Raw genomic sequence first — 24,372 nt, 5'->3', positions numbered from 1 at the left:
CCTTACACAGAATTAGTAGCAGCTATTTTCATTTTCTTATTTCTCAAATACACCAATATGCTAACTATTGCTGCTGGAGTAATGCCTTGTATTTGCTTTGCAATGCCAATTGTTGCTGGTTTTATTGCCTGCAATTTTTCTATTACTTCGCTTGATAGACCTTGAACTTGTGAATAATCGAAGCTAATTGGAATTTGAGTATTAGTTTCCTCTCGTAAAAACTTCATATCTGCTTCTTGTCTTATCAAATAAGGTTTGTACTTTGCTTCAATTGTAACTGCCTCACGTATCTCATTCTCATTTACATCATTTATTATGGTATCATTCCAGTGCATAACACTACCCAATTCCAACCATATCTCTTGTAATTTATTCCAGTTGATATTGGGGTAGCTAAGTAGATCTAGTGCTGTTTTTCTCATTCCATCATAAGATGTTTTTATACCATAAAACCTAAGTTGCTCAGGAGTAATTGTTAAGCTCTCTAAATTTTTCTTAAGTTGCTTAATAGACTTAAGTTTACTTTGTAAAACAGAGTATCTCTCATGCGATACAAGGGAAATATCATAACCCTTTTGTGTTAATCTTCTGTCTGCATTGTCTGATCTGATCGCTAGTCTATATTCTGCACGTGAGGTGAATAACCTATAAGGTTCTATTACACCTTTAGTAACTAAATCATCTATCATTACACCGATATACGAGTCTGTGCGATGAAGAACAAATCCTCCTTTCTTTCCAGCTGCAGAAAGTGCTGCATTAGTTCCAGCAACAATTCCCTGTCCTGCTGCTTCTTCATATCCAGTAGTTCCATTAATTTGACCGGCAAAATATAGCCCTTTAATTTTTTTAGTTTCTAGAGTATGAAACAACTCTCGTGGATCAATATAATTATACTCAATTGCATATCCAGGTTTTAATATCTCTGCATTTTCAAGTCCTTTGATACTCCTTATCATTTTGTACTGTACTTCAATAGGCAATGAATTTGAAATTCCATTCGGATATATAGTATTATCGTCAAGTCCTTCCGGTTCTAGAAATATTTGGTGACTATTTTTTTCTGCAAACTTTTTAACTTTAGCTTCAATCGATGGGCAATATCTTGGTGCAACAATGTCATTCAAGTATGAAGAAGCTGATCTGTGCAGATTCTCTCGAATTATTCTGTGTGTATTTTCATTAGTATAAGTAATAAAACATGAAACTTGAGGGTGGGTAGTTCTTTCTGTAAGATAAGAAAACGGCGTAGGTGGATTATCACCTACTTGTTCTTGCAATATTGAGCAGTTTATAGTATTACGATCAAGTCTTGGTGGAGTTCCGGTACGTAATCTACCTAATCCAAAATTATATTTTTTTAATGTATTTGCAAGTTCTATTGAAGACTTATCCCCCATTCTTCCTGAAGGAATTGTCTGTTCACCTATATGAATCACACCTTGCAGAAAAGTTCCTGTAGTTAAAACAACTCTACTTGTCAATATACGCTCGCCTAAGCTTGTTACAACGGCCTTAATATACGACTCTCCATTGCTATCATTTTCAATAAGAAAATCGTCAACCGACTCTTCTTTTACTGTCAAATTGTTGTAATTTAGAATAATTTCCTGTATTGCTCTCTTGTATAGTTTTCGATCTGCCTGTGCACGTGGTCCCCACACTGCTGCACCTCTGCTACCGTTTAAAATAACTGAGTGTATGCTTGCTTGATCGATTGCTCTTCCCATTATTCCATCAAGAGCATCAATCTCTCTAACTACAACACCTTTTGCAATTCCTCCAATCGCTGGATTGCAGGACATTTCTCCTATAGTTGAAATTTTATGGGTTATGAGTAGTGTATTTGCACCAAGGCGAACTGCAGCCGCAGCTGCTTCACACCCAGCATGACCACCACCTACTACCACTACGTCATACGTATACATACTTTCTTAAGTAATTTTACTCTGCTAATATTCTAGTCATCAGCAATGAATGTCAAATTTTATAATAATTCAGTATCTAAGTAACTAACAGACATCCATACTTTTTCAATCATAGAAATAAGACTGAAGACCATTTAACAAATTCTACCAACTTCTTTATTATGATAATAAAGGTATTTAATTATCTTCAATCTGTGCAAATTGAACAATGAAAGCGTTCAAGAAAGTATAAAACATCAGCTCATAAAACCAGAAGAATAACTAGCTATTATGGGATTCCTCTCATCTTCATTCTCCATTTATTAAATCTTTAATATTAAAAGCTAAAAATTTTAGAAAGATATTTAAATTAGCTAAATTGCGACTATTAAACGTTTAAAAATATAAAAAATGCTAACACTTTCAAATAGATATTAACTAATATTTTTTTATTTTTTCCAATTTAGTAGATTTCTTAGCTATAAATAGCTGAAAGTTAGTTGCAAAAAATATAGTTGCTCGCACAATTGTGGTATAGCCATGATTTCAAAATTCTCTCAGCCTACTTGCATGGTTATTGGTTTATTAAAATTCAGCCAGCTGTTTATAGTTATTAGCAGTTTAGAAAACAGATCTATGCTAGAAATTATATTTGCAAAAAAAATAGCTTGATTATGTATGCTAACATCTATCATGTTTAATTTATTATTAAACTCAATTAAAAAGAGGTCTATTAAAGGTTATTATAAATAAAAACATATATAGAAGTGGAGAAACACAGTATACATAACAAAAATTAGTATTGAAGGTATAGTTGCACTTGCATCTTTAGCGGTAGCAATAATAACAACCAGTATTGATTGCTAAGAAAGTAATCGTTATACCCAAATCTTTCGCTTTGCATAAGCTTCAGTGCTATCAATATAAAATAGTCATCTGCCATTAAAAAGAGGTCATTTCGTATGAGGTGTCAAAAATTCTTCTGTGTTCATGTATGGCAAATCTATCTGTCATACCAGAGATATAGTCACATATTACTACTGAACGCTCAAATTCATAAGCGAGCCTACCCCACTCTATAGGCAATAGTTCCGGATTATCATAAAAACATTGAAAAAGCTCTTGTACTATACGTTTTGCTTTATTCATCGTTCTATTAAGTTTATAGCTTTTATATATTTTTTCTATATTAAATTTTTTTATTTCTTCTATAGCGTTTGCAACTTCTGGTGAGAATATAACTAACATCTTATTTAAACTTCTCGCGTCTTCTACACTTTCTATTTTACAATCCTTAATGTTTTTTTTAGTCCAAAAAACAACGTCACTTATCATAATTCCTATAGCTTTACTGAGTGACTCATGTATCAACTTATTTTGAGATAACTCTGAATATTTACTTTTTATATCTTTAAATATTTTCCCAATTAAAGGAATATCAAGCAGATCTCCTACGGTTACCAAATTTCCTCTCAATGCATCATCAAGGTCATGAACACTGTATGCGATGTCATCGGCAATTGAGGCAACTTGTGCTTCGATACTTGAAAATTTTTCGAGTTTTAAATCATATTTTTCATTATATTCTAACAATAGTTGATTATTTGTACGAAATACTGCATTCTGACCAAGCAGAGGACCATTATGTTTTGCAACTCCTTCAATTACCTCCCAGCTTAGGTTCATACCATCAAAGTCAGCATGTTTTTTTTCAAGATGAGTCAAAATCCTTATAGCTTGAACATTATGGTCAAATTCATATTTTTCATTATCAAGATTCAAATTTTGAACTGATTTTTTTAGAGCATTTTCACCTGTGTGAGCAAATGGGGGATGACCAAGATCATGTGCAAGTGCTATGCACTCAGTAATATCTTCGTCTAAACCGAGCCTACGTGCAATAGATCTCGCAACTTGTGCAACTTCAAGGCTATGAGTAAGTCGTGTGCGATAATAGTCGTTTCCATAATTAATAAAAACTTGTGTTTTGTAACCTAATTTCCTAAGTGCATTAGAGTGTATAATGCGATCCCTGTCACGCTGAAAGCAACTGCGATTTTCATCTTCCAATTCTTTGAAATACCTCCCCCTTGTCTTGTGTGGAAGACATGCATAACTTAACAGAAAATTATTGTTTGACATGTAAAATTTCTACTATAATAAGCTATTAATAATAAGTGGTAATGATTATGTCAATAAATTACAATATTAACTTAACTGATAGTGCATTAAGGAAAATTTACTCTCTTATAGAACAAGAAAAAGATAAAAACTCTGTTTTACGAGTTGCAATTTCAGGTGGTGGGTGTTCTGGCTTCAAGTACAATTTTCTTATGGATCAAATAAACAAAAATCTACCTTTAGGTAATGACGATGATGATTATAACGATGAGTTTGATGATGATGACGATGATAATGATAATTATGAGGATAGCGAAGACCATAAAGAACGCTTTAAGTTTAGTGGAAAAAGCAAAGACATAGTAGTTAATGATAAAAATGGAAAACCTATATTAATGATTGATAATTGCTCAGCAAAGTTTTTAAATAACTCAGTTATAGATTATACTGAGAATCTAAGTGGTTCCGGTTTTCAAGTAAACAATGTTCTTGCTAAGTCTAAATGTGGTTGTGGCAGTAGTTTCTCAATTTAATTACTCTACCAGAATTTAAATAACTGCTGGGTCCTTAAACATGAGTAGTGATATAGTACTAGAGCTAATTTCTATATGTAAAAGCTTCAAAAAGAGTTTTGTTATCATAGAAAATATCAACCTAAGGGTTACAAAAGGGCAAGTAGTTGCATTAATTGGCAGTTCAGGATCAGGAAAAACAACTATATTGCAAATTGCAGGTTTACTAGATAAGCCAACTTCAGGTATAGTGGCAATAGATGGAGTAAATTGCACACAAGCCAGCGATAAATATAGAACTCATATAAGAAGAAATTTTCTTAGCTTTGTTTATCAATTTCATTATTTGCTGCAAGAACTATCGGTATTAGAAAATATTATGCTTCCTCAGCTTATTGCAGGAAAAAGTAAAGCTAAAGCAATGAAAAGTGCACAAACAATATTGGAAAAATTTAGCCTAGAGAATAAAGCGAATAGTATGATATCTGAAATTTCTGGTGGAGAAAGGCAAAGAATTGCAATTGCAAGAAGCATTGTAAATTCTCCAAAGCTTTTACTTGCAGATGAACCAACAGGGAATTTAGATCTAACAAATTCTTTGAACGTGTTTTTGTTGCTACGTTCACATATAAAGGAAAATAATAGTTCTATGCTTATAGTAACACACAACCATCTCCTTGCAGAAAGGGCAGACCATATTTTACAACTAAAAAATGGCTCTTTAGTAAAATTGTAAGGAAATATAATATAGAACTACGATCTATTTGCTTTGTATTTGCTTAGCCAATGATCGTTAACAGAATATAGCTCACATGAAGTATTCTCATTACTCCTGATACACGGACTTTTTAACTTACGTGGCTTATTTAAGAGACAACCTGATACCATCAATGTAATTAAAACAAGAAATAACAATTTTCTAAACACAACAGAATCTCCTTACTTATATTACTACACTTATTTTCCTCATTTGTAAAGATTAGATACACTCTTTTATTTTTACCTCTTTTCTTACTTTTTGGAGAGAAATAGCCGCACTATTTAAGCGTAGTTTTATATAATCATCTATGATTTGAACCACCTCCTCTTCTTTATCTCTTAAAAAATGATTAGTATTATCTATTACATGATACTCCATATGGTCACTTTTTACTGAGCTCATCAATCTTTTTGTTAGTTCCGTTACATCACTTTCTTCTGAAATTGTATCATTGCTGCTTTGTACTATGAGTCCAGGAACTGGACAGGGGGAAAGAAAAGAGAAATCATATTTAGTCGCTGGAAGAGAAAGAGCAATGAAACCTACTATTTCAGGTCGGCGCATCGTTAGCTGCATAGCTACCCATGCTCCAAAAGAAAACCCAGCAACCCAGATTGGAACATTGCTAGGATTATGTTCTTGAAGCCAATCAATCGCTACTGCAGCGTCAGTTAATTCTCCTATTCCCTTATCAAAAGTTCCAGTGGATTTTCCGACACCACGAAAGTTAATTTTCAATGCAGAAAAATTGTTATCAATAAAAGATGTATATATGCCATGTATCATTTTATTATCCATATTTCCCCCATATTGGGGATGATGATGTAAAATTAATACAACTGGTGCATTAGCGTTTTTGCTCTGGTAATACTCACCTTCTATCTTTTTTGTTGCATTATTCAAAAAAACCTCTACCACTTTTACTCCTAATAAAAACCTATTTAATAAATATATTAATTATGTATTAATCTTACTATTTTTGCAACAAGCTTTTGTTATGTTAAAGCAAATATGTATAGTTTTAATGATAAAAGAAGTCTTTACAATTCAGTGACAAATAAACCTTTAAGTTCATTTTTTTTAGAAAATAGTAATTATATATATGCTGACTATAATGCGACTTCTCCGATTAGTGACGGTGTGAGAAAAAGCATACTTGAAGTCTTGTCAAAACAGATTCTGAATCCTTCTTCATTACATAGAAAAGGACAAGAAACAAGAAAAATTCTTCAGGATGCAAGAGATGCCGTGTGTGGTATTATTGATGTTTCAAGCGACAAGGAAATAGTTTTTACATCTGGCGCAACTGAAGCAAACAACCTCGTCATGCGAGGAGTAACAGGCTTTCAGTATGTAGTTTCAGCTATAGAGCATCCTTCAATTCTTAATTCTGCACATAACCCACACATAATACCAGTTAATCAAGAAGGTATCATTGATCTTTTGGAGCTAGAAAAAATCCTAAGCAAACTTAAGGGAAATAAAGTAATAGTTTCAGTTATGATGGCTAATAATGAAACTGGAGTTGTTCAACCTATTAGGGAAATAGCTGAAATAGCTCATAAATTTGGAGCAATTTGTCACACTGATGCTGCTCAAAGTGTTGGAAAAATTAAAGTTAACATGGAAAATTTAGGAGTAGATTTACTCACTTTATCTGCTCATAAATTTGGTGGTATAGCAGGTAGTGGGGTTCTAGTATTTAATAAAAACCTTACGATAGAACCTATAATAGTAGGTGGTGGGCAAGAAAAAGGATTGCGTGGTGGTACAGAAAACGTTGTTGCAATTGCAGGTCTTTCTGCTGCATTACAAAGTGTTCCAGATCTTCTATCAAAAATGAATGAAATTAAGAAACTACGTGATCAATTAGAAAGTAAGTTATTGAATCTCGTTAGCAGCATCAAAATCTTTGGTAAAAACTCTAAAAGACTGCCAAATACAAGTTTCGTTTATATGCCAGGAGTGAAGAGTGATGTACAGCTCATGCATTTTGATTTAAATAACATTGCGGTTAGTAATGGCTCTGCATGCTCTTCTGGAAAAATTGAGCCTTCTTATGTGTTACTTGCAATGGGAGCAACAAAAGAGCAAGCAAACTGTTCAGTTAGGATCAGCATAGGTCCGCAAAATAAACCACAAGACATAAAAAAAATAGTAGATTGTTGGTACGATATCTACAAGAAGAACACCTTAAATATGTACAAGTAACTGATAGAAATAAAAAAACTACTTGATAAATTTTGCCAGCTTTCATCTCTAATAATAAAGCATCCAGTTATCTTAAATCTATGAAGATTAAAATGATAAAATATCACGCAATTTGCGTTTTATGTTTAGTTTTTATACTATATACATCTTATGTCTTAATAAAAATTTTACTTATGTAAACTGTAAAACAGTTAAAACATCATAAAACACTAAATTGCAGAATTAGATAGTAAACAACTATTCACCTCACAGAGGTTCTTGCCTTTTTTATTTAGTAAACTTCTCAAATATTTATAGCTAAAGCAATTTATGCATAAACATCTGCTTTTACACTAAACGTTGTCATTCCAGCGTGTAACAATGAAATCTAGCTTTTCATAATTATCAAAAATGTTTTGTATCTTAATATAAGATCAGCTACCTTTTATACTTACCAAAATCAGCTTGCTTGTAAGCCAGTAAACTTTCCTGAATCCAAGTATCTGGGCATTGAGATTACATCGTAGAGGAGCACCAGAGTAATATCATAGAAGGATGTTAGATATAGATTTTAATAAGGACATAGTTGAAATTTGAGGTAAATTATTGTGAGTTTTTATTTTAAAACAAGAAGTGAAGAGACAGCACCTTTGCCTCTTCACTTCCTGACCTTAATTAAGCTACTTTCCCAGCTTTTTCTATAGCTGCCTCTACCGCAATATCTGCTAGCTTAGCTGATACATTAGCTTTTAAAGCTTTCAGATCTTGATTACTTACTGCAACTCTTAGTAAATTAGAATTACTCATACCTAACTCTGTTTTCATATCAGCAAGTTGATCTTTACCACCTACCTTAGCTACTTTCACTTTATACTCACTAGCATCATCTTTAGGATCTACATGTGCAAGTTCAACTTCAACCTTTTTACCCGCTAACAATACATGAACTGCTTTTTTATCATCTCCTGCTAATGCTTTATAGTCATTAATTGGAAGTACCAGAAATAACTGCTGAGTGTGTCTACCATCTGTTTCTTGAACCTTTTTTTCAACAATTTCACCACTCTTTACTGAATCGCCAATAAGAACAGCAAAGTTTGCATCCTTACCATCTTTACCAGCTTTACCTTGAACTCCCTCCATTGCATACATTTGCTGATACGAAGAAATAGTTTTCACAGTAAAATATGCAGTAATGATAAATAAAGCTGCAATTCCAACAGGGTTGGAAACAGATGCTAAAAATGCAGGTCCAGCAATTACATTAGTAGCAACTAATACTGTTGTTATTGCCGCTGCTAAAGATGTAACTACAATTACACCTTCGATGCTTGTTTTTGTTACAGACACAGTGTTTTTCCATTTCCATACATTTGGTTTTGTAGTCATAATAACTCCCTCTAATTAAAGTTAATAAAAGTTAATTTTATACTAACGACACATGTTAGTCAAGCTTTATTTATAATAGTTTAATGATAACCAAATCTGCTTCCTAAACTATTATTATTATTACTGACCGAGATTCAATCATGTACAATTAGTGTATGATACATGGCTGGCTGAATCTTGATAAACCAATAGGAATTAGCTCTGCGCAAGCAGTAGCACAAGTTAAAAGGATATTTGGAATTAAAAAAGCTGGTCATTTAGGAACGCTTGACCCTTTAGCTTCAGGTGTATTACCAATTGCCCTTGGCGAGGCAACAAAAACTATACCGTATTTATTTTATGATTCAAAAGTATATGACTTCACAGTAAAGTGGGGTGAACAAAGAACTACAGACGATGCGGATGGTGATATTACTAAGACCAGCAATATGGAACCTAAATATGATCAAATAAATTGCGCTATCAAGAACTTTGTTGGTAAGATAGCACAGACTCCTCCTCAATTTTCAGCAGTAAAAATCAATGGAACAAGGGCGTATAAATTAGCGAGAAACGGACAAAAAGCAAATATAAGGCCTCGCTTAGTGCAAATATATGAACTGAAATTAATTTCTGTTAACACTACAAATAATAGTGCTAATTTTTCTATGATGTGTGGTAGTGGTGTATATGTAAGATCAATTGCAAGAGATCTTGGGATTGCATTAAATTGCTTTGGACATATTACAAAATTAAGAAGGACTATGGTAGGTAATTTTAAAGAAGCTGAGTCAGTGATAATTGAACAATTGACCAAAAAAGATAAAGTTATCCCTATCGGATCTATCCTAGAGTCAATGTTCAAGGTTGAAATTTCTACAGAAGAAGCAAGCAAAATTAGAAAAGGTCAAGTAATCGTATTAAATAATTTGCTCAAGTTAAAGAATTATGATACCTTTTGTGTGGTAATGGGTAATATGCCTATTGCAATTTGTAGTTTTGCGTATGGTTATGTAAAGCCTATTCGTCTTTTTAACATTTAAAATGAGGTTTGGATGTCAATAACATCTGAAAAGAAAAGGAATTTAATAAATGTATATTCAATCAAGGAAAATGATACAGGTTCGTCTTTTGTACAATGTGCAATCTTAACCGAAAGGATCAGTAACTTGACTGAACATTTTAAAGTGCACAAGCATGACCATCACTCCAAGCGTGGTTTACTTATATTAATAGGTAGGAGACGCAAGCACTTAAATTATATAAAGCGCAAGTTTGGTGATAAAACCTACCAGGAGTTGATAGAGAAGTTAGGCATTAGAAAATAATTGAGGAATTCAGTATGTTTAAAATCATAAGAAAGTCAATAGAGTGGGGTAACCGTACCTTATCTTTGGAAACAGGGAAAATAGCACGTCAAGCTGATAGTTCAGTAGTTGTGAATTATGGTAATACTTGTATTCTAGTAACTGTCGTGCGCAAAAAGAAAGAAGAAAATATTGATTTTTTACCTCTCAACGTACAATTTATCGCAAAAAGCTATGCCATAGGTAGAATCCCAGGTGGTTTTTTAAAAAGAGAAGGTAAGCCATCTGACAGAGAAACTTTAATTTCAAGAGTAGTAGATAGAAGTATAAGGCCACTATTTCCAGAAGGTTTTCATGACGAAATCAGTGTAGTGTGTAATTTGTTAACTTATGATACCATTAACCCTCCTGAAGTACCAGCATTGATTGGTACTGTTGCAGCCCTTGCAATTTCTGGTGTTCCTTTTCACTTTATTATAGCTGGAGCTTTGATTGGCTGTGATGAAAATAACAACTATATACTCAATCCGTCTGTCCAAGAGATGAAAATAAGCAACTTAGATCTGTTTTTATCTGGTGACGAACGTTCAATTTTAATGGTCGAGTCAGAAGTAAAGGAGCTCTCTGAAGAAAATGTTCTAAGTGCAATCAAATTTGGTCACGAACACCTTCAACCTGTTATTAAGCTTATAAAGGAGTTTGCTAACACAGTTGATAGTAAACCCAAAAAGTTCACCTCTGTTGATATATCAGACATAACACAAGATCTTGAAAGGCATAGTGAGGATTTTAAAAAAGCATATTCACAAACAGCAAAACAAGAGCGAGCTCAAATTTTAGAGGTGCTTAGAAGTGATATATTAAGTCCTTTAAAGGAAGCTGGAAAGGATGAGAGACTGGTTATGCATGCAATAAAAAGCTTTGAAAGATCTTTAGTACGTGAGATAATTAAAAAGAAAGGAACAAGAATAGATGGCCGTAAACACGATGAAATACGACAAATAGAAGTTGAAGTTGATATTTTATCTAGAACTCATGGTTCTGCGTTATTTACAAGAGGTAACACTCAGGTGCTTGTTGTTACTGCTCTTGGTACTACACAGGATGAACAAATTATAGATGATATCGAAGGTGATAGGCGTGAACATTTCATGTTGCATTACAATTTTCCTTCATTTGCTGTTGGGGAGACCTTTGCTACACGTGCACCAGGAAGGAGAGAAATCGGTCATGGTAAACTTGCTTGGAAAGCAATTCATCCTGTCTTACCTGATAAATCTGAATTCCCTTATACAATAAGAGTAGTCTCTGAAGTTATGGAATCAGATGGTTCTTCTTCCATGGCAACAGTTTGTGGAACTTCTCTTGCTTTGATGGATACAGGTGTACCAATAAAGGCTCACGTTGCTGGAATTGCTATGGGCCTCATTAAAGACAGAAACGAGTATATAGTACTTTCTGACATATTAGGTGATGAAGATTGTCTTGGTGACATGGATTTTAAAGTAGCAGGAACTAGTGAAGGAATTACGGCACTGCAAATGGACATGAAAGTTTCTGGTATAAGCTTCGAAATCATTGAAAAGTCTCTAGAACAAGCAAAAGCTGGAAGGTTACATATCTTAGAAAAAATGAATGCAGTGATTTCAGAACATAGTGATGATGTGAAAAGTCATGCACCAAGAATGACATCATTTTATATAGATAAAGATAAAATTTCTTTAGCTATTGGTGCTAAAGGAAAAAATATACGAAATGTGTGTGAAAAAAGTAATGCAAAAGTTGAAATAGGAGATGATGGCAAAGTTTCTGTGTTTGCTATGAGTAGCAATGAAGCTAAAATTGCAAAAAACATGCTAATTAATTCAATAACAGAACTAGAGCAAGGTGCCATAGTTGATGCCAAAGTCATAAAAATAGATAAGTCTATTGTAGAGCTCGAACTTCTCAATGGAAGGAAAGGTAAAATGCATATAAGTGAAGTGGCAAATCAACATATAGAATCTATTGGAGATATACTTAAACACGGTGATATTTTTAGAGCATTGGTAATTGACTTTGAAAAAGGTGGATGTCCAAAATTGTCAAGACGTCGTGTTGATCAAGAAACAGGTGAGTTTTTTGAAGGCGAACTTTATAATGAAGATAAAAAGAATGGTTCAAATGAGAGAGGCTATTATAATACTCCATTTAACAAAAAATCTGGATACCGTAAACGGCCTATCCGCTCTCGTTCTGGATTTGGTAATAGAAATAACAGGACGCAATTCGGTAATGATGACTCTTCACCTAGCTTCTATTAAAAATGTGATTCTTTCTATTATTTTATTAATAATTAGTTTACTGTTAGATAAAGGTTTCCGCAACTATGCTACAATAACAGGTTTTTAAAGTCATTTACAGTCTTTCTCATATTTTCAGTCTTAAATATTGCTGATCCAGTAACTAAGATATCTGCACCTGCCTTTACTATATCAGCTGCGTTTAAGAGGCTCACTCCACCGTCTACTGAAATTTGCGTTTTGAGATCACGCTCTTGTATCATTTTTTTTACAGTAGATATCTTGCTCAGTTGTGAATGAATAAATTTCTGTCCAGCAAATCCAGGATTAACTGTCATAACTAGCACAACATCCAGCTCATGTATTATGTACTCAAGAACACTAGGAGGAGTTGAAGGAACGATTGAAACTCCAACTTGAACTGTTTTTTTTCTACCATTTGTATTTTTATATGACTTTATTTTTCCTATCAGTTTCTCAAGATGTATCTCTGCTTCTGCATGTACAGTAATAATATCAGCACCAGCATTTATAAAGCTTTCAATATGTTTACTCGGAGATTTAATCATCAGGTGCACGTCAAAAAGAAGACTGGTATATTTACGTATTGCAGAAATAACACTTGGACCAATTGTAATATTTGGAACAAAATTTCCATCCATAACGTCTATATGGATATAATCTACACCTAAGCTGTTGATTTTTTTTATCTCTTCTCCTAATTTTGCAAAGTCTGCTGAAAGTATAGAAGGTGCAATTTTGATACTCATGCTCCGTTTACTAAAAAATAAAAAATAACTTATTTTTAAAATTCTGTCACCAATTCTTGATTAATAGACTCTAAAAAAGTTAATATCACATATTATAGTGACAAGGTCTTTTAGAAACTTATTCAAACGCCATGTTTACACAAAACACCTTGACTCCATACATGTTAAGAAGCTACTTATTATATATAGTGTGCGCCCATAGCTCAGCTGGATAGAGCAACAGCCTTCTAAGCTGTGGGTCGTAGGTTCAAATCCTACTGGGCGCATTCTTTACATCAATGCTTTCTATAGATCTCCAAGTATTCTGTACTATATTTTCCATTAGTAATGAATGGTTTTTATTATTTCAAGGGTCAGTTAACTTTCCAATTGAGCTATTTATCATAACCTTTACCTGATGCTAAGTAAGCATAAGGCTTGCATCACGGATTATAGGTTTTAGCAACAGAGAAATGAGTTTCTTCTCCAAGAGGAAAGCTATTAGCTTCGTCATCAGGAAAAATGCATTAACTAATAAGTATTTTCTATTAATAATATTAAGAATAAATTTTTAAGAAGTAAATCTTCAGTTAACTTATATCATAGATTTTTTATCTTGCTTATTAAAGCTAATAACATTACATACCACCTCAGCAAAGTCAATTATACATACATATCTCGGTTAAAATTTAATTCACTGGCAATTAACGGTAGATGTACTACAATAAGTAGCTAATTTTGCAAAAATTTATTTAAAACTTAATTTAGTTATTATTGCTTCTAGAAATGCTGAAATTATAGCTTTTTTTCATCTTCTAGTCTGTTTTTATTATGTTTTCGAAACTTATCATCCTTTATCCCATAGCAGAAAAATTTATAGAAAATCATGCTTTTTTGTTTTATATAATACTCACTAAGTTCGTGGCTGTGTCATATTCTTTCATACTTGCTGAAATTAATTTTTTATCAAAAAAAGTTGCCTTTAGGTGTTGATGTTTAGCCTAAATTTTTACGCAGTTTCAGGTAAGCAGTTTTCCCTGACCCTGACTACGGATAAATATTCCTATTATATGCCTGACCGCTACCAAGCTTTTATGATATATTTTTCCATACATCTTGTTTTACCGAAAGTAACTATACGTTTTATCACAATTAAAACTTCTAACAGCCTAACCTTGAATTAATACAACAGTTTTTTCTAATATTCTATTACAAATTCTTGTACTACAAGATTCATTTCTACTCCCCGCGAACCTTTAATTAGAATTACATCATTATCCTGAATAATACTAGCTAAATCACTTTTCAAGTGATTAGAACTATTGAAATGCATACCTCTTATGTTTCCTGGTAGAAGCTTATCCAATTCTAACATAAATTTGCCAACCGTATAAACTTTATCCACGCTATATTCTATAATAGACTTAAGCAAATTTTTGTGAAACATTACGCTTTCACTACCAAGCTCTAACATATCACCAAGTAGTGCCACTTTCCTTTGATTAGAATATGTACCTAAAGTTCTTATTGCAGCTTCCATTGAAGTAGGACTAGCGTTATAGGAATCATCAATTAAATATACATATTTTTCATTATATTTAGCTTTATGAACACTGCCTCTACCTTTGGTTACACTAAAATTCTCAAGTGCAAGTAGTAATTTTGATAAATCAAGTCCAAGGACTTGTACAACTGCTATAACAGCCAATGCAGAATACGCAAAATGTTCACCTCTCAAGCATAAATTACAGTTTATAATTTGATCGTTATTCAGTCTAATTTTTAAAACTAATCCATGAACATCTAGATTTCCAGCGCACAACTCTGATTTATTACATAATCGTCTGATACGCTCGTTTACGATTGGACTTCCTATATTCCAGTATCTAGGCGCTGGAATGAAGACAGAAGATTCATTATTTTCTATTATATCTAGTAAACAAACTGTAGCATTTTTATCTTTACCGAAGCTTACTATATTTCTATTAGCATGTGATAAAAGATAATTATAATATTTATTATCTTTGTTCAAAACTAAAGTGCCTTTAGTTTTCATACCATGCAGAACTTCCAATTTTGCTTGAGCAATATCAAATAGCGACGAAAAATTCTCAACATGCGCAGGTTCCACATTAGTAATAATTGCAATATCAGGATTACTAATCTTCGATAACTTCTTTATTTCACCAACTTTATTCATTGCCATTTCAAGAATTAAGTACTGGCAATTTTCTGGAGCTCTTAAAACTGTTAGGGGTAGTCCTATATTATTGTTTAAATTACCTTCTGTTACATAAGATACTCCATATTGCGATAGAACGATATGTAACATGTCCTTTGTAGTAGTTTTCCCAATACTGCCTGTAATCGCAATAATCTTAGCATTAGCAAGAACGTTTCTAACGTAATACGATGCCATGTCGTGCAAAGCTTTAAAGGTATCTTGCACAATAATCAAAGGAAAATTCTTATATTTATTCTCGCTTACTATTGCAACTGTTGCTCCTTTTAAAAAGGCATCATGTAGAAAATCGTGTCCATCAAAATTTTTCCCCTTGAGAGCAATAAATATATCACCTTTTTTTATACTTCTTGTATCTATTGAAATATTTGAGCTATGCATCCAATTACAACTACTCTCCTCTCTTCCATTAGTAGCATCGATAATATTGCTTGCATTCCACTTGAACATAATTTTACGTTAAAAGTAAATTAAACAATAAAAGTAGCTAAGATGCTAAATATTTTTTAGCATGTGTATAAATAATGATTGCAATCCCTATAATTTCACCTTACTCTAAATATAGGAGTTTAAGTGTTTTTATCTATAGTTAAAGTGTGTTATAACATTTAGTTGTGAAAAATGCTTTAGGAGTATATATGGTAGAATCAATCTGGAATAAAGTAAGCAAGTTAGTTAAAAAAGCAATAAAAATTATAAAAAACATGTCTATTCTTCCGCTTAAAGTGCTTATTTACCCTATGAAGAAGCCAAGTGCCTCAATGAATGAAATGCAACATGATGCTAAAGTTTCATTAAAGAAAACTGCTGGTGTAAATGTACCTAAAGAAGAAAAGAAATATAGACCGTCTATAGGAACCACGGAAGCTAGTAAGAACCTTGGTGTACAAGTAATAAAACAAGGGAAAGGCTTAGTAATTTTTCTTGCTTCAAGGACTTTGATTGGAGATATATCCTGTTTAACTGAAAAACAGCTAAATAAAATAGAAGAGATAAACAGTAGATACTCAAGCGTGCATATGGATAAAGAAAACAATAGAATTATGATTACAGTCGATGTTGAGGAAATCATCAGTAGTATTAGAAGTAATTCTAAATACAGGGAAAAGAGCCAAGGGGAAGTAAAACAGCTTGTTATTGATAAAATCTACGATGAAGCTGATCGTACTCTCAAAGGCATGGCAAGAGTCGCTGGTGGAGAGTTTGTAACTCACACAGACAAGAAATTACTATATGGTATTGGGGAAATGTTATATCAAAAAAGTAATAAATGGTTATCAAAAGCTATAAGCTATACAGAAAAGTCACCACGACAATCATTAGAAGTTATTGCAAATATAGATTTTAATATCACTGATCCTAACAATTTTCCTTATGGTAAGAAGGAAGGCATGTTTCCTATAAAATTACCACAAAGTATCGGAAAACAAGCAAGAAAATTTGGAATTAAAAGAGTTGAAAGTAATCTTTCGAATCTTGAAGGTGTTTCTTCTAGTAAGATAAGAGAACCATCTTTTATATTTAATAAGGAAAAAGAGGGAAAAGGCCGTTCTTAAAATATGAACAACAAAGGTTATGATAGCAATAATATTTTTGCCAAAATATTAAGGGGTGAGTTACCTTGCGAGAAAGTGTATGAAGATGAGGATGTATTAGCATTTTATGATAAGTATCCTGATGCACCAGTTCATATTTTAGTCGTACCAAAAAATCAATATATTTCATACGATGACTTCATACTAAAAGCTTCTGCAGAGGAGATAGTATGGTTCTTTAAAATTGTAAGAAAGGTAACATACAAATATAATTTAGAAAAAACAGGATACAGGTTAGTTACTAACTACGGTGAAAATGGAGAGCAAGTTGTGCCACATTTTCATGTACATATTTTAGGTGGTAAGAGACTAGGGAAGCATGTAAATTTATAGTGTTGCTTTTTCTATATGTTTTGTTAAATGAGTGAATATTTAACTATAGTAATTTTTATTTGTGTGTCAATGGTAGTATCCCTTGCCTTAGGTGTATTACCTATATTTCTTGCCGTAAGCAATCCGGATAGTGAAAAGCTTTCTACATATGAGTGTGGTTTCAATCCTTTATCAAGAACAAGAAAAATTTTTAACATCAAATTTTACTTAGTTTCAATATTATTTATAATATTTGATTTAGAAGTTATCTTTCTTTTCCCCTGGGCTGTTTCCCTATCCAAAATAAGTTATTGTGGATTTTGGTCTATGATGATATTTCTTTCAATTCTTACTGTAGGCTTTATCTATGAGTGGTGTAAAGGTGTATTAGAATGGGAGTAAGTTTATGAAAAGTCAAATTTTATCTAATAACTATTATAGTTCTTATAAAAAAGAAGGATTTCTTATTACTAAATTTGGTAATTTAGTAGATTATGTAATTAATTGGGCAAGATCTGGTTCATTATGGCCGATGACATTTGGTCTTGCATGCTGTGCAGTGGAAATGATGCACACTGCATCCAGCCGTTACGATCTTGATAGATACGGCATAATGTTTCGTGCAAGTCCAAGACAAGCGGACGTTATGATTGTTGCTGGAACATTAACCAATAAAATGGCAGCAGCATTGCGCAAAGTATATGATCAAATGGCAGATCCAAAATACGTTGTTTCTATGGGAAGTTGTGCAAATGGTGGTGGGTATTATCACTACTCTTATTCAGTGGTTCGTGGTTGTGATAAAATTGTGCCAGTTGATATATACGTTCCTGGATGCCCACCAACCGCTGAGGCGCTGCTATATGGAATGCTATGCCTACAAAACAAAATAAAAAGAACCCAGAATATATAGAATGAATAAAACTGCAAAATATATACAAAAAAAGACCAAATGTAAATGTATTCAACAAGATGATGGTACTATTATAATATATTCAGCCTTAGACGATATTGAGAATCACTTGCTTTTCTTGCGTGATGATGAAAAATGCAGATTTGAATTATTAATTGATATTTTCGGAGTTGACTATCCAGACAGAGAAAAGCGTTTTGAATTAATATATAACTTACTTAGTGTCGTATACAATATCAGGTTACATATAAAACTTCAATTAGATGAGAGTGACACTCCTCCAAGTATAGCACAGATATTTAGCACAGCTTCTTGGTTTGAGCGTGAAGTGTTCGATATGTATGGAGTAGAATTCTCTGATCATCCTGATTTACGTAGGATTCTAACGGATTATGGATTTAAAGGCCACCCTATGTTAAAAGATTTCCCTCTTACTGGTTACGAAGAAGTAAAGTATGATATAGAAGCAAAAAAGGTTGTATATAATCCTATAGATTTACCGCAAGATTTTCGTATACTTAATAGCTTATCTCCTTGGGAAGGCAAAGCCGCAAAAACAGATACAAAAGAATAGAAAATGGCAACACAAAGAAAAAAAATATCTCTGATCGGTGCAGGAAATATTGGAGGAACTCTTGCTCATATGATTGCACTCAGAGAGCTTGGCAATGTTGTTCTATTTGATATTAGTGATGGAGTACCACAAGGTAAAGCGCTAGACATTGCAGAGTCATCTCCTATTGACAGGCTTAATGTCAGCATTATCGGTACAAATAGGTACGAAGATATAAAAAACTCCGACGCGATTATAATAACTGCTGGCGTTGCAAGAAAACCTGGAATGAACAGAGATGATCTTCTCCAACCTAACGCTAAAGTAATGAAAGAGGCTGGTGAAAACATTAAAAAATATTCTCCAAATGCGTTTGTAATAGTGGTTACTAACCCTTTGGATGCCATGGTTTCAGTGGTGCACAAGTATTCTGGCCTTTCAACTAATATGATTGTCGGAATGGCAGGAGTGCTTGATTCTGCCCGTTTTTGTTATTTTCTTGCAAGAGAACTAGATATTTCCATTGAGGATGTATCTGCTTTTGTGCTTGGAGGACATGGTGACACTATGGTACCTCTAATCAATTGCGCTTCAGTTGCTGGTATTCCTCTTACCCAAATTATCGATATGGGCCTCATTACACAGGAAAAAGTTGATGAAATAGTTAAACGCACTCGCAATGGCGGCAAAGAAATAGTCGATTTACTTAAGTCTGGATCCGCGTATTACTCTGCTGCATCTTCAGTTATATGCATGCTAGAATCATATCTAAAAGATAGAAGACGTATATTACCATGTGCTGCCTATCTTAATGGTGAATATGGTGCAGAAGGCTTATTTGTTGGTGTTCCTATAATTATTGGAAAAAATGGGATCGAAAAAGTCTTAGAAATTAAGATGAACAGTAATGAACAAGAAATGTTCAATAAATCTGTGAATGCAATAAAAGAACTGATGAAATCTTTAGCTTCGTAAGCAGATCAATAATTTATAGATTTTTCTTCTCAGGGTTAAGTTTCACAAACAGCCTAGAAAAGTTATTTGTAGTTATTTCTGCTACTTTATTAGGTGATTCATTCCATAACTCCGCTAGACAATTTATAATATATTTTATCATTGCTGGCTCATTTTTTTTCCCTCTATAAGGCTCAGGTGACAAATATGGAGCATCAGTTTCAACTAAAACAAGTCCACGTAGCACATTTTGTGCAATTTTTCTGAGTGAATTAGCACTTTTAAAAGTAATAATTCCAGAAAATGAAATGTACAATCCCAAATCCATAGCTTGGTAAGCAAGCTCCTTAGAGGAAGCAAAACAGTGCACTACTCCACTAAAAGCACCAATTTTCATTTCTGATTTTAACATATCAATCATCTCACAATCAGCATTTCTAGTATGAATAACTAAAGGTAACCCTGTTATCCTTGCCGCCTCTATGTGCGATGCAAAGCTTTTTCTCTGATTATTTTTATTATCAAGCTCATAAAAATCTAACCCAGTTTCACCGATGCTAATTATCTTTTGATTCTTAGTAAATTCAACTAATTCATCAACATGTATAAATTCGCCGTTCCCTACAGTAGCATCAAGCGGATGTACACCAACAGAGGAGTAAATCTGATTATAGGATAAGGAAATTTTTAGTAGTTTAGGAATATCATCAATGCTGGTACATATGTTATGTAAAATTTTTACACCACTTTGCTTTGCCCTTGAAATCACTTTTGGTATTTCATTATCTTGGAAATAAATCAAATGGCAATGAGAATCTATTATCACGAGTGCATATAAATGTTACTCAATAATAGGGATTTTTATTTGAAAAGAAAACTCTTCTATTACAGTTTTATAAACTTCTTTTTTAAAAGGTATAACATTGGCTACTAAATCATCCACATTTTGCCAATACCACTCTTTAAACTCTGAATGATCAGTATAGTTAATATTAATATCCTTATCTTCTCCATAAAATTTCATTAAAAACCATTTTTGCTTTTGACCGAAATATCTTCTGTCCCAACAAATTGGTATGAATTTCTCAGGCAAATTATAATATATCCAACCCTTATTTTTAGCTACAATCTTTACTTTATCAGTACCAACCTCTTCTAGCAACTCACGCAATGCTGCCTGCTCTAACTCTTCACCATCATTAATCCCTCCTTGTGGCATCTGCCAGTAAAAGTCACTTTTAAAGCGTTTTCCGACAAAAACGTGCCCTTGTTTATTCAATAGCATTATACCAACACAAGAACGATACCTATCTTTCTGCTTAATCACGAGTATGCTTTATTAAATAATTTATTATAATCTTAACTAATTTAGTTATATTATTAAATTTTTCAACAATTCTTTTTAAAACTTCCTTTGCACTCAAATTCGAATTATCAATTTTAAGTGAACCTTCAGGCATAAATAACCTTTTTTCTTTAATCATTTTTATAGCAAAACCTGAACCCAATGATTTTATTTACCTTATACTCCTCTTTTAGTTCAACACACTTTATTAGTCCTTTATTACTGCGATGTAATACTACAGAAAAAATTTCTATACCCATTTTTACCTAAATTTACCATCAAGCTGTATATTTTCTGGCTATAGGGGAATCAGCATCTATCAGCTCATTTACAAATACATATAGTACTTTAGTTTTATATGATATTTCAACAGTATCACTAATATATCTTCTTCAGCTGTAAAAATTTACCATAAGTTATCAGAAACTTCAACACTTAGTAATTTAGCAATCTCAAATTCAATGTTATTAGACGAGTTATTACATAATATCGCTGAATCAGTAATCTTACACAGTTCTTTTATAGTAAGCTTATCACTACTGAAAAGCCAATTAAATAAGAGCCTAGCTTATAATAAACACAATGTTAGAGAAACTACCTTTATAATATATATAAAAGTATATGTATTGTATATACTATTACATCAAAATAGTTCATTTTTAGGAATTTTAGTGTATTATCGTAGGTAAATATATAATTTTGAGGTAGATAAATAATATAATGAATAATAGTATATCCAGTGATACAGAATCAATAAAGAATACAATTGTAAGTGTCATAAGTCAGAATAAAGGTCATGATATAACTACTCTTAATGTGCAAAATAAAACTGTTATTGCAAAATATATGATTATTGCATCTGGAAACTCAAACTACCACGTTAAAGCATTAGCTGAGCACATAATAAGAAGCCTCAAACCACATGATAAAATAGACGTAGAAGGTATAAATAAAGGTAATTGGGTAGTTGTAAATTTTCAAGATATAATGGTTCATATATTCAAGCCAGAAGTAAGAGAATACTATAAAATAGAAGAGTTATGGAATTAATTGAGTAAGCATCTAAGTAGTTAATGTACAACTATATAAGTATAGTATCTTTACGGTTAACTCCCCAAGAAGAGAGTTTGTCACCTCAGCGCCTTGATACAGAAAGCTTAGTTATAGATGAACATATTATATAACTTTTTTGATAAAATTGTATGAGAAACTGGATTTTAGCATCACACATTGGGATGACACCATTATCAATGACTCTAATAATAATGTTCACATATAAAGAATAGTACACTAGGAAAATTATGGAGCACAAATCAGAATTCTTAGATTTTATCCGAGAGAGAGGATATTTATACCAATGTACAAACATTGAAGGGTTAGATCAACTATTATCGCAGAATAATTACATAGTCGCATATATTGGGTTTGATTGCACAGCACCTAGTTTACATGTTGGTCATCTAATTCAAGTTATGATGCTGCGTCACTTACAAAAATTTAGTTATAAGCCGATAATTTTGCTTGGGGGTGGCACAACAAAAATTGGCGATCCATCTTTTAAAGACAAGAAGAGAAGCATCTTACCCATAGAGAACATTAAGCAAAATACATCTGATATAAGAAAGATATTAGAAAAAATGGTGTCTTTTAACGACAGCAAGACTGGTGCAGTGATCGTAAATAACGCAGATTGGTTAGATAGCATAAAGTACATAGATTTTTTATGTGACATAGGAGCATATTTTTCTGTAAATCGTATGCTAAATTTTGACAGTATAAGAATTAGGCTTGATAAAGAGCAAAATCTAAGTTTTTCAGAGTTTAATTACATGCTACTGCAAGCCTATGATTTTGTTGAATTGAATAAAAAATACAACTGTCGTCTGCAGATTGGGGGATCGGATCAGTGGGGAAATATAGTAAATGGAATTGAACTTGGCAAAAAATTAAACCTACCTGAGTTGTTTGGTCTTACCACTCCTCTTCTACTAAATTCTCAAGGAGTAAAAATGGGCAAAACAAAAAGTGGAGCAGTATGGCTTGATGATAATATGCTAAAACCTTATGACTATTGGCAATATTTTCGCAATGTTGATGATCAAGATATAGGACGTTTTTTGAGATTGCTCACTGATATACCAATTGATGAGATTAAAAAATTAGAATCTTTGAAGGGTAAGGAAATAAACGAAGCAAAAAAAGTTTTGGCAACGGAAGCTGTAAAAATATGCCATGGTGAAAAAGAAGCAGAACTTGCACAATATGCTTCAGTCTCTGCCTTTGAAAATGGAAACAGTTCACTACTTTCTGAATATACCATAACAAAAGAACAGGTTGCAAATGGCATATCCTTAGTAGATCTACTGAACAACACCAGTCTTGAACCTTCAAAAGGTGCTGCAAAGCGTTTAATACAGGGTAATGGATGCAAAATTAATGACCATACTATTAATGATATTAACTATATGATAAATTCTGAAAACTTCAAAAGTCAGTCATTCATTAAACTATCCGCAGGAAGGAAACGTCATATTAAGATTATAGTAAATAAAGTTAAAAAATAAATTTCATACAAATGAGAAATTATGTATAAAAACAACTGAGAGAATACTAGAAAGTAAAATTTGTTATGCATAACTCCAAGCAAAAATGCGAGAGTCAATGTTTTTGTATTAATCAAGTAGGATATTTAGCTCATGCAGAAAAAAATTTCAGAGTTATTTGGTATATAACTTCAGGCTATTTTGCTAAGCATACAAAAAATATATTTAAACTCAGTAAACTATAGGAGAAAGCGGTTATTTCTAAAATGGAAATAACTGTGCTTTTAATGGTAAAAGTTATCTTACACAATTTTGCAATTTAGATACAATTTCATCTGTTAGTGATAAAGTAAATTCCCAGAAAGCAAAAACATTAGAGTATGTTCTACAAAAGTTTTGAAGAGGTGCATCATCAAAAGGTTCGCATTAGATAGCAAACTACTGAAGAGCGGTAACAAGTTCGATGGAGATTATTTTAATGAGCTAACTAAAAAGATTGGAGAAGTGCAAGCTTCATAGTATAGATTTTATTAAAATTACAGATATTTATGCCAAATGCTTCTGCCAATTGCAGTTTGACTTCAGAAATAACAAAACAGTTCTACTCAAAAGTGTAAAATAAATCATATTGAATGATTAATAAGTTAGCCATTAAAGCTAATATATTCAAAAGTTAGTCATGAAAAGCCATTTGTAGGTTTTACTACATGAACTCCTAA

23 protein-coding genes and 1 tRNA gene are annotated in these 24,372 nt (G+C 32.6%); 15 read left to right on the top strand and 9 right to left on the bottom strand.

Translation table 11 applies throughout. The annotated features are described in order from the left end of the window. Positions 1-2: 2 nt before the first annotated feature. The gene (mnmG, locus tag WOVOC_RS01415; RefSeq protein WP_014869136.1) at positions 3-1,928 is read right to left on the bottom strand and encodes a tRNA uridine-5-carboxymethylaminomethyl(34) synthesis enzyme MnmG; all 1,926 of its coding nucleotides are present in this window, start codon (positions 1,926-1,928) and stop codon (positions 3-5) included. A gap of 921 nt (positions 1,929-2,849) precedes the next feature. Beyond that, positions 2,850-4,049, bottom strand: a complete 1,200-nt coding sequence (locus tag WOVOC_RS01405) for a deoxyguanosinetriphosphate triphosphohydrolase (RefSeq protein ID WP_014869135.1) — start codon at positions 4,047-4,049, stop codon at positions 2,850-2,852. A 47-nt stretch (positions 4,050-4,096) separates the two neighbouring features. Between WOVOC_RS01405 and WOVOC_RS01400 the strand changes: the two genes are divergently transcribed. Together WOVOC_RS01400 and WOVOC_RS01395 are read left to right on the top strand one after the other, a co-directional pair. Further along, on the top strand, positions 4,097-4,561 hold the full coding sequence (locus tag WOVOC_RS01400) for a HesB/IscA family protein (RefSeq protein WP_025264090.1): 465 nt from the start codon (positions 4,097-4,099) through the stop codon (positions 4,559-4,561). Between the two features lie 40 nt (positions 4,562-4,601). Then, on the top strand, positions 4,602-5,276 hold the full coding sequence (locus tag WOVOC_RS01395) for an ABC transporter ATP-binding protein (protein WP_025264089.1): 675 nt from the start codon (positions 4,602-4,604) through the stop codon (positions 5,274-5,276). Positions 5,277-5,519: 243 nt separating this feature from the next. Here WOVOC_RS01395 and WOVOC_RS01390 read toward each other — a convergent pair whose 3' ends face one another. Continuing rightward, the gene (locus WOVOC_RS01390; protein WP_025264088.1) at positions 5,520-6,218 is read right to left on the bottom strand and encodes an alpha/beta hydrolase; all 699 of its coding nucleotides are present in this window, start codon (positions 6,216-6,218) and stop codon (positions 5,520-5,522) included. A gap of 93 nt (positions 6,219-6,311) precedes the next feature. Between WOVOC_RS01390 and WOVOC_RS01385 the strand changes: the two genes are divergently transcribed. After that, complete coding sequence (locus tag WOVOC_RS01385) at positions 6,312-7,511, top strand: cysteine desulfurase family protein (protein WP_198642980.1); 1,200 nt, start codon at positions 6,312-6,314, stop codon at positions 7,509-7,511. Between the two features lie 654 nt (positions 7,512-8,165). Here the strand turns inward: WOVOC_RS01385 and WOVOC_RS01380 are convergent. Continuing rightward, a complete protein-coding gene (locus WOVOC_RS01380) occupies positions 8,166-8,879 on the bottom strand; it encodes a hypothetical protein (protein WP_025264086.1) in 714 nt (237 codons plus the stop codon). Positions 8,880-9,037: 158 nt separating this feature from the next. On the opposite strand from WOVOC_RS01380, the gene truB reads away from it, so the two are divergent. Genes truB through pnp form a run of 3 tightly spaced genes read left to right on the top strand, consistent with a single transcriptional unit; the run spans position 9,038 to position 12,468 of the window. Next, on the top strand, positions 9,038-9,901 hold the full coding sequence (gene truB / locus WOVOC_RS01375; RefSeq protein ID WP_044104115.1) for a tRNA pseudouridine(55) synthase TruB: 864 nt from the start codon (positions 9,038-9,040) through the stop codon (positions 9,899-9,901). Positions 9,902-9,913: 12 nt separating this feature from the next. Continuing rightward, positions 9,914-10,186 (top strand): 30S ribosomal protein S15, encoded by a 273-nt coding sequence (rpsO, locus tag WOVOC_RS01370; RefSeq protein ID WP_014869127.1) that lies wholly within the window; start codon positions 9,914-9,916, stop codon positions 10,184-10,186. A 14-nt stretch (positions 10,187-10,200) separates the two neighbouring features. Beyond that, the gene (gene pnp, locus WOVOC_RS01365; protein ID WP_025264084.1) at positions 10,201-12,468 is read left to right on the top strand and encodes a polyribonucleotide nucleotidyltransferase; all 2,268 of its coding nucleotides are present in this window, start codon (positions 10,201-10,203) and stop codon (positions 12,466-12,468) included. A gap of 68 nt (positions 12,469-12,536) precedes the next feature. On the opposite strand, the gene rpe is transcribed toward pnp, so the two are convergent. Continuing rightward, a complete protein-coding gene (gene rpe / locus WOVOC_RS01360; RefSeq protein WP_025264083.1) occupies positions 12,537-13,217 on the bottom strand; it encodes a ribulose-phosphate 3-epimerase in 681 nt (226 codons plus the stop codon). Positions 13,218-13,409: 192 nt separating this feature from the next. Here rpe and WOVOC_RS01355 point away from each other — a divergent pair. After that, positions 13,410-13,483: transfer RNA gene (locus WOVOC_RS01355), tRNA-Arg, on the top strand. Positions 13,484-14,394: 911 nt separating this feature from the next. Here the strand turns inward: WOVOC_RS01355 and WOVOC_RS01350 are convergent. Further along, positions 14,395-15,888: a UDP-N-acetylmuramoyl-tripeptide--D-alanyl-D-alanine ligase gene (locus tag WOVOC_RS01350; RefSeq protein ID WP_025264082.1), complete on the bottom strand. Its 1,494-nt coding sequence runs from the start codon at positions 15,886-15,888 to the stop codon at positions 14,395-14,397. Between the two features lie 188 nt (positions 15,889-16,076). On the opposite strand from WOVOC_RS01350, the gene WOVOC_RS01345 reads away from it, so the two are divergent. The 6 genes from WOVOC_RS01345 to mdh are packed head-to-tail and all read left to right on the top strand — an operon-like array spanning position 16,077 to position 19,786. Continuing rightward, positions 16,077-16,994 (top strand): hypothetical protein, encoded by a 918-nt coding sequence (locus tag WOVOC_RS01345; protein ID WP_025264081.1) that lies wholly within the window; start codon positions 16,077-16,079, stop codon positions 16,992-16,994. 3 nt (positions 16,995-16,997) lie between these two features. Then, on the top strand, positions 16,998-17,366 hold the full coding sequence (locus WOVOC_RS01340) for an HIT domain-containing protein (protein WP_025264080.1): 369 nt from the start codon (positions 16,998-17,000) through the stop codon (positions 17,364-17,366). 27 nt (positions 17,367-17,393) lie between these two features. After that, positions 17,394-17,747, top strand: coding sequence for an NADH-quinone oxidoreductase subunit A (gene ndhC / locus WOVOC_RS01335; RefSeq protein ID WP_014869121.1), 354 nt, complete (start codon positions 17,394-17,396; stop codon positions 17,745-17,747). 4 nt (positions 17,748-17,751) lie between these two features. Continuing rightward, a complete protein-coding gene (locus WOVOC_RS01330; RefSeq protein ID WP_014869120.1) occupies positions 17,752-18,258 on the top strand; it encodes a NuoB/complex I 20 kDa subunit family protein in 507 nt (168 codons plus the stop codon). 1 nt (position 18,259) lies between these two features. Continuing rightward, a complete protein-coding gene (locus WOVOC_RS01325; RefSeq protein WP_014869119.1) occupies positions 18,260-18,832 on the top strand; it encodes an NADH-quinone oxidoreductase subunit C in 573 nt (190 codons plus the stop codon). Between the two features lie 3 nt (positions 18,833-18,835). Beyond that, a complete protein-coding gene (gene mdh / locus WOVOC_RS01320) occupies positions 18,836-19,786 on the top strand; it encodes a malate dehydrogenase (protein WP_014869118.1) in 951 nt (316 codons plus the stop codon). Between the two features lie 13 nt (positions 19,787-19,799). Here mdh and WOVOC_RS01315 read toward each other — a convergent pair whose 3' ends face one another. From WOVOC_RS01315 to WOVOC_RS04900, 3 genes are all read right to left on the bottom strand, one after another. After that, positions 19,800-20,591 (bottom strand): TatD family hydrolase, encoded by a 792-nt coding sequence (locus WOVOC_RS01315; RefSeq protein ID WP_025264079.1) that lies wholly within the window; start codon positions 20,589-20,591, stop codon positions 19,800-19,802. A 15-nt stretch (positions 20,592-20,606) separates the two neighbouring features. Continuing rightward, entirely contained in the window at positions 20,607-21,092 is a 486-nt protein-coding gene (locus WOVOC_RS01310; RefSeq protein WP_025264078.1) for an RNA pyrophosphohydrolase, read from the bottom strand. 149 nt (positions 21,093-21,241) lie between these two features. Continuing rightward, positions 21,242-21,370, bottom strand: a complete 129-nt coding sequence (locus WOVOC_RS04900) for a hypothetical protein (protein WP_255325496.1) — start codon at positions 21,368-21,370, stop codon at positions 21,242-21,244. A gap of 472 nt (positions 21,371-21,842) precedes the next feature. On the opposite strand from WOVOC_RS04900, the gene rsfS reads away from it, so the two are divergent. Continuing rightward, positions 21,843-22,160 carry a ribosome silencing factor gene (rsfS, locus tag WOVOC_RS01300; RefSeq protein WP_025264077.1) on the top strand — a complete coding sequence of 106 codons (318 nt, stop codon included), beginning with the start codon at positions 21,843-21,845 and terminating at the stop codon, positions 22,158-22,160. Positions 22,161-22,411: 251 nt separating this feature from the next. Then, a complete protein-coding gene (tyrS, locus tag WOVOC_RS01295) occupies positions 22,412-23,674 on the top strand; it encodes a tyrosine--tRNA ligase (protein WP_014869114.1) in 1,263 nt (420 codons plus the stop codon). Positions 23,675-24,372 lie beyond the last annotated feature (698 nt).

The organism is Wolbachia endosymbiont of Onchocerca volvulus str. Cameroon, assembly GCF_000530755.1.
In the GTDB taxonomy this organism is placed as follows: domain Bacteria; phylum Pseudomonadota; class Alphaproteobacteria; order Rickettsiales; family Anaplasmataceae; genus Wolbachia.
The sequence above is the reverse complement of the archived record's forward strand: the minus strand, read 5'-3'. Positions and strand labels throughout refer to the sequence as shown.

Coding starts and splice junctions, on each gene's coding strand:
- tyrS (WP_014869114.1), top strand. CDS start 22,412: ATGGAGCACAAATCAGAATTCTTAGATTTTATCCGAGAGAGAGGATAT.
- pnp (WP_025264084.1), top strand. CDS start 10,201: ATGTTTAAAATCATAAGAAAGTCAATAGAGTGGGGTAACCGTACCTTA.
- ndhC (WP_014869121.1), top strand. CDS start 17,394: ATGAGTGAATATTTAACTATAGTAATTTTTATTTGTGTGTCAATGGTA.
- WOVOC_RS01380 (WP_025264086.1), bottom strand. CDS start 8,879: ATGACTACAAAACCAAATGTATGGAAATGGAAAAACACTGTGTCTGTA.
- WOVOC_RS01395 (WP_025264089.1), top strand. CDS start 4,602: ATGAGTAGTGATATAGTACTAGAGCTAATTTCTATATGTAAAAGCTTC.
- WOVOC_RS01385 (WP_198642980.1), top strand. CDS start 6,312: ATGTATAGTTTTAATGATAAAAGAAGTCTTTACAATTCAGTGACAAAT.
- rpsO (WP_014869127.1), top strand. CDS start 9,914: ATGTCAATAACATCTGAAAAGAAAAGGAATTTAATAAATGTATATTCA.
- WOVOC_RS01330 (WP_014869120.1), top strand. CDS start 17,752: ATGAAAAGTCAAATTTTATCTAATAACTATTATAGTTCTTATAAAAAA.
- mnmG (WP_014869136.1), bottom strand. CDS start 1,928: ATGTATACGTATGACGTAGTGGTAGTAGGTGGTGGTCATGCTGGGTGT.
- WOVOC_RS01400 (WP_025264090.1), top strand. CDS start 4,097: ATGTCAATAAATTACAATATTAACTTAACTGATAGTGCATTAAGGAAA.
- WOVOC_RS04900 (WP_255325496.1), bottom strand. CDS start 21,370: ATGGGTATAGAAATTTTTTCTGTAGTATTACATCGCAGTAATAAAGGA.
- rpe (WP_025264083.1), bottom strand. CDS start 13,217: ATGAGTATCAAAATTGCACCTTCTATACTTTCAGCAGACTTTGCAAAA.
- WOVOC_RS01405 (WP_014869135.1), bottom strand. CDS start 4,049: ATGTCAAACAATAATTTTCTGTTAAGTTATGCATGTCTTCCACACAAG.
- mdh (WP_014869118.1), top strand. CDS start 18,836: ATGGCAACACAAAGAAAAAAAATATCTCTGATCGGTGCAGGAAATATT.
- WOVOC_RS01340 (WP_025264080.1), top strand. CDS start 16,998: ATGAACAACAAAGGTTATGATAGCAATAATATTTTTGCCAAAATATTA.
- WOVOC_RS01350 (WP_025264082.1), bottom strand. CDS start 15,888: ATGTTCAAGTGGAATGCAAGCAATATTATCGATGCTACTAATGGAAGA.
- WOVOC_RS01325 (WP_014869119.1), top strand. CDS start 18,260: ATGAATAAAACTGCAAAATATATACAAAAAAAGACCAAATGTAAATGT.
- WOVOC_RS01345 (WP_025264081.1), top strand. CDS start 16,077: ATGGTAGAATCAATCTGGAATAAAGTAAGCAAGTTAGTTAAAAAAGCA.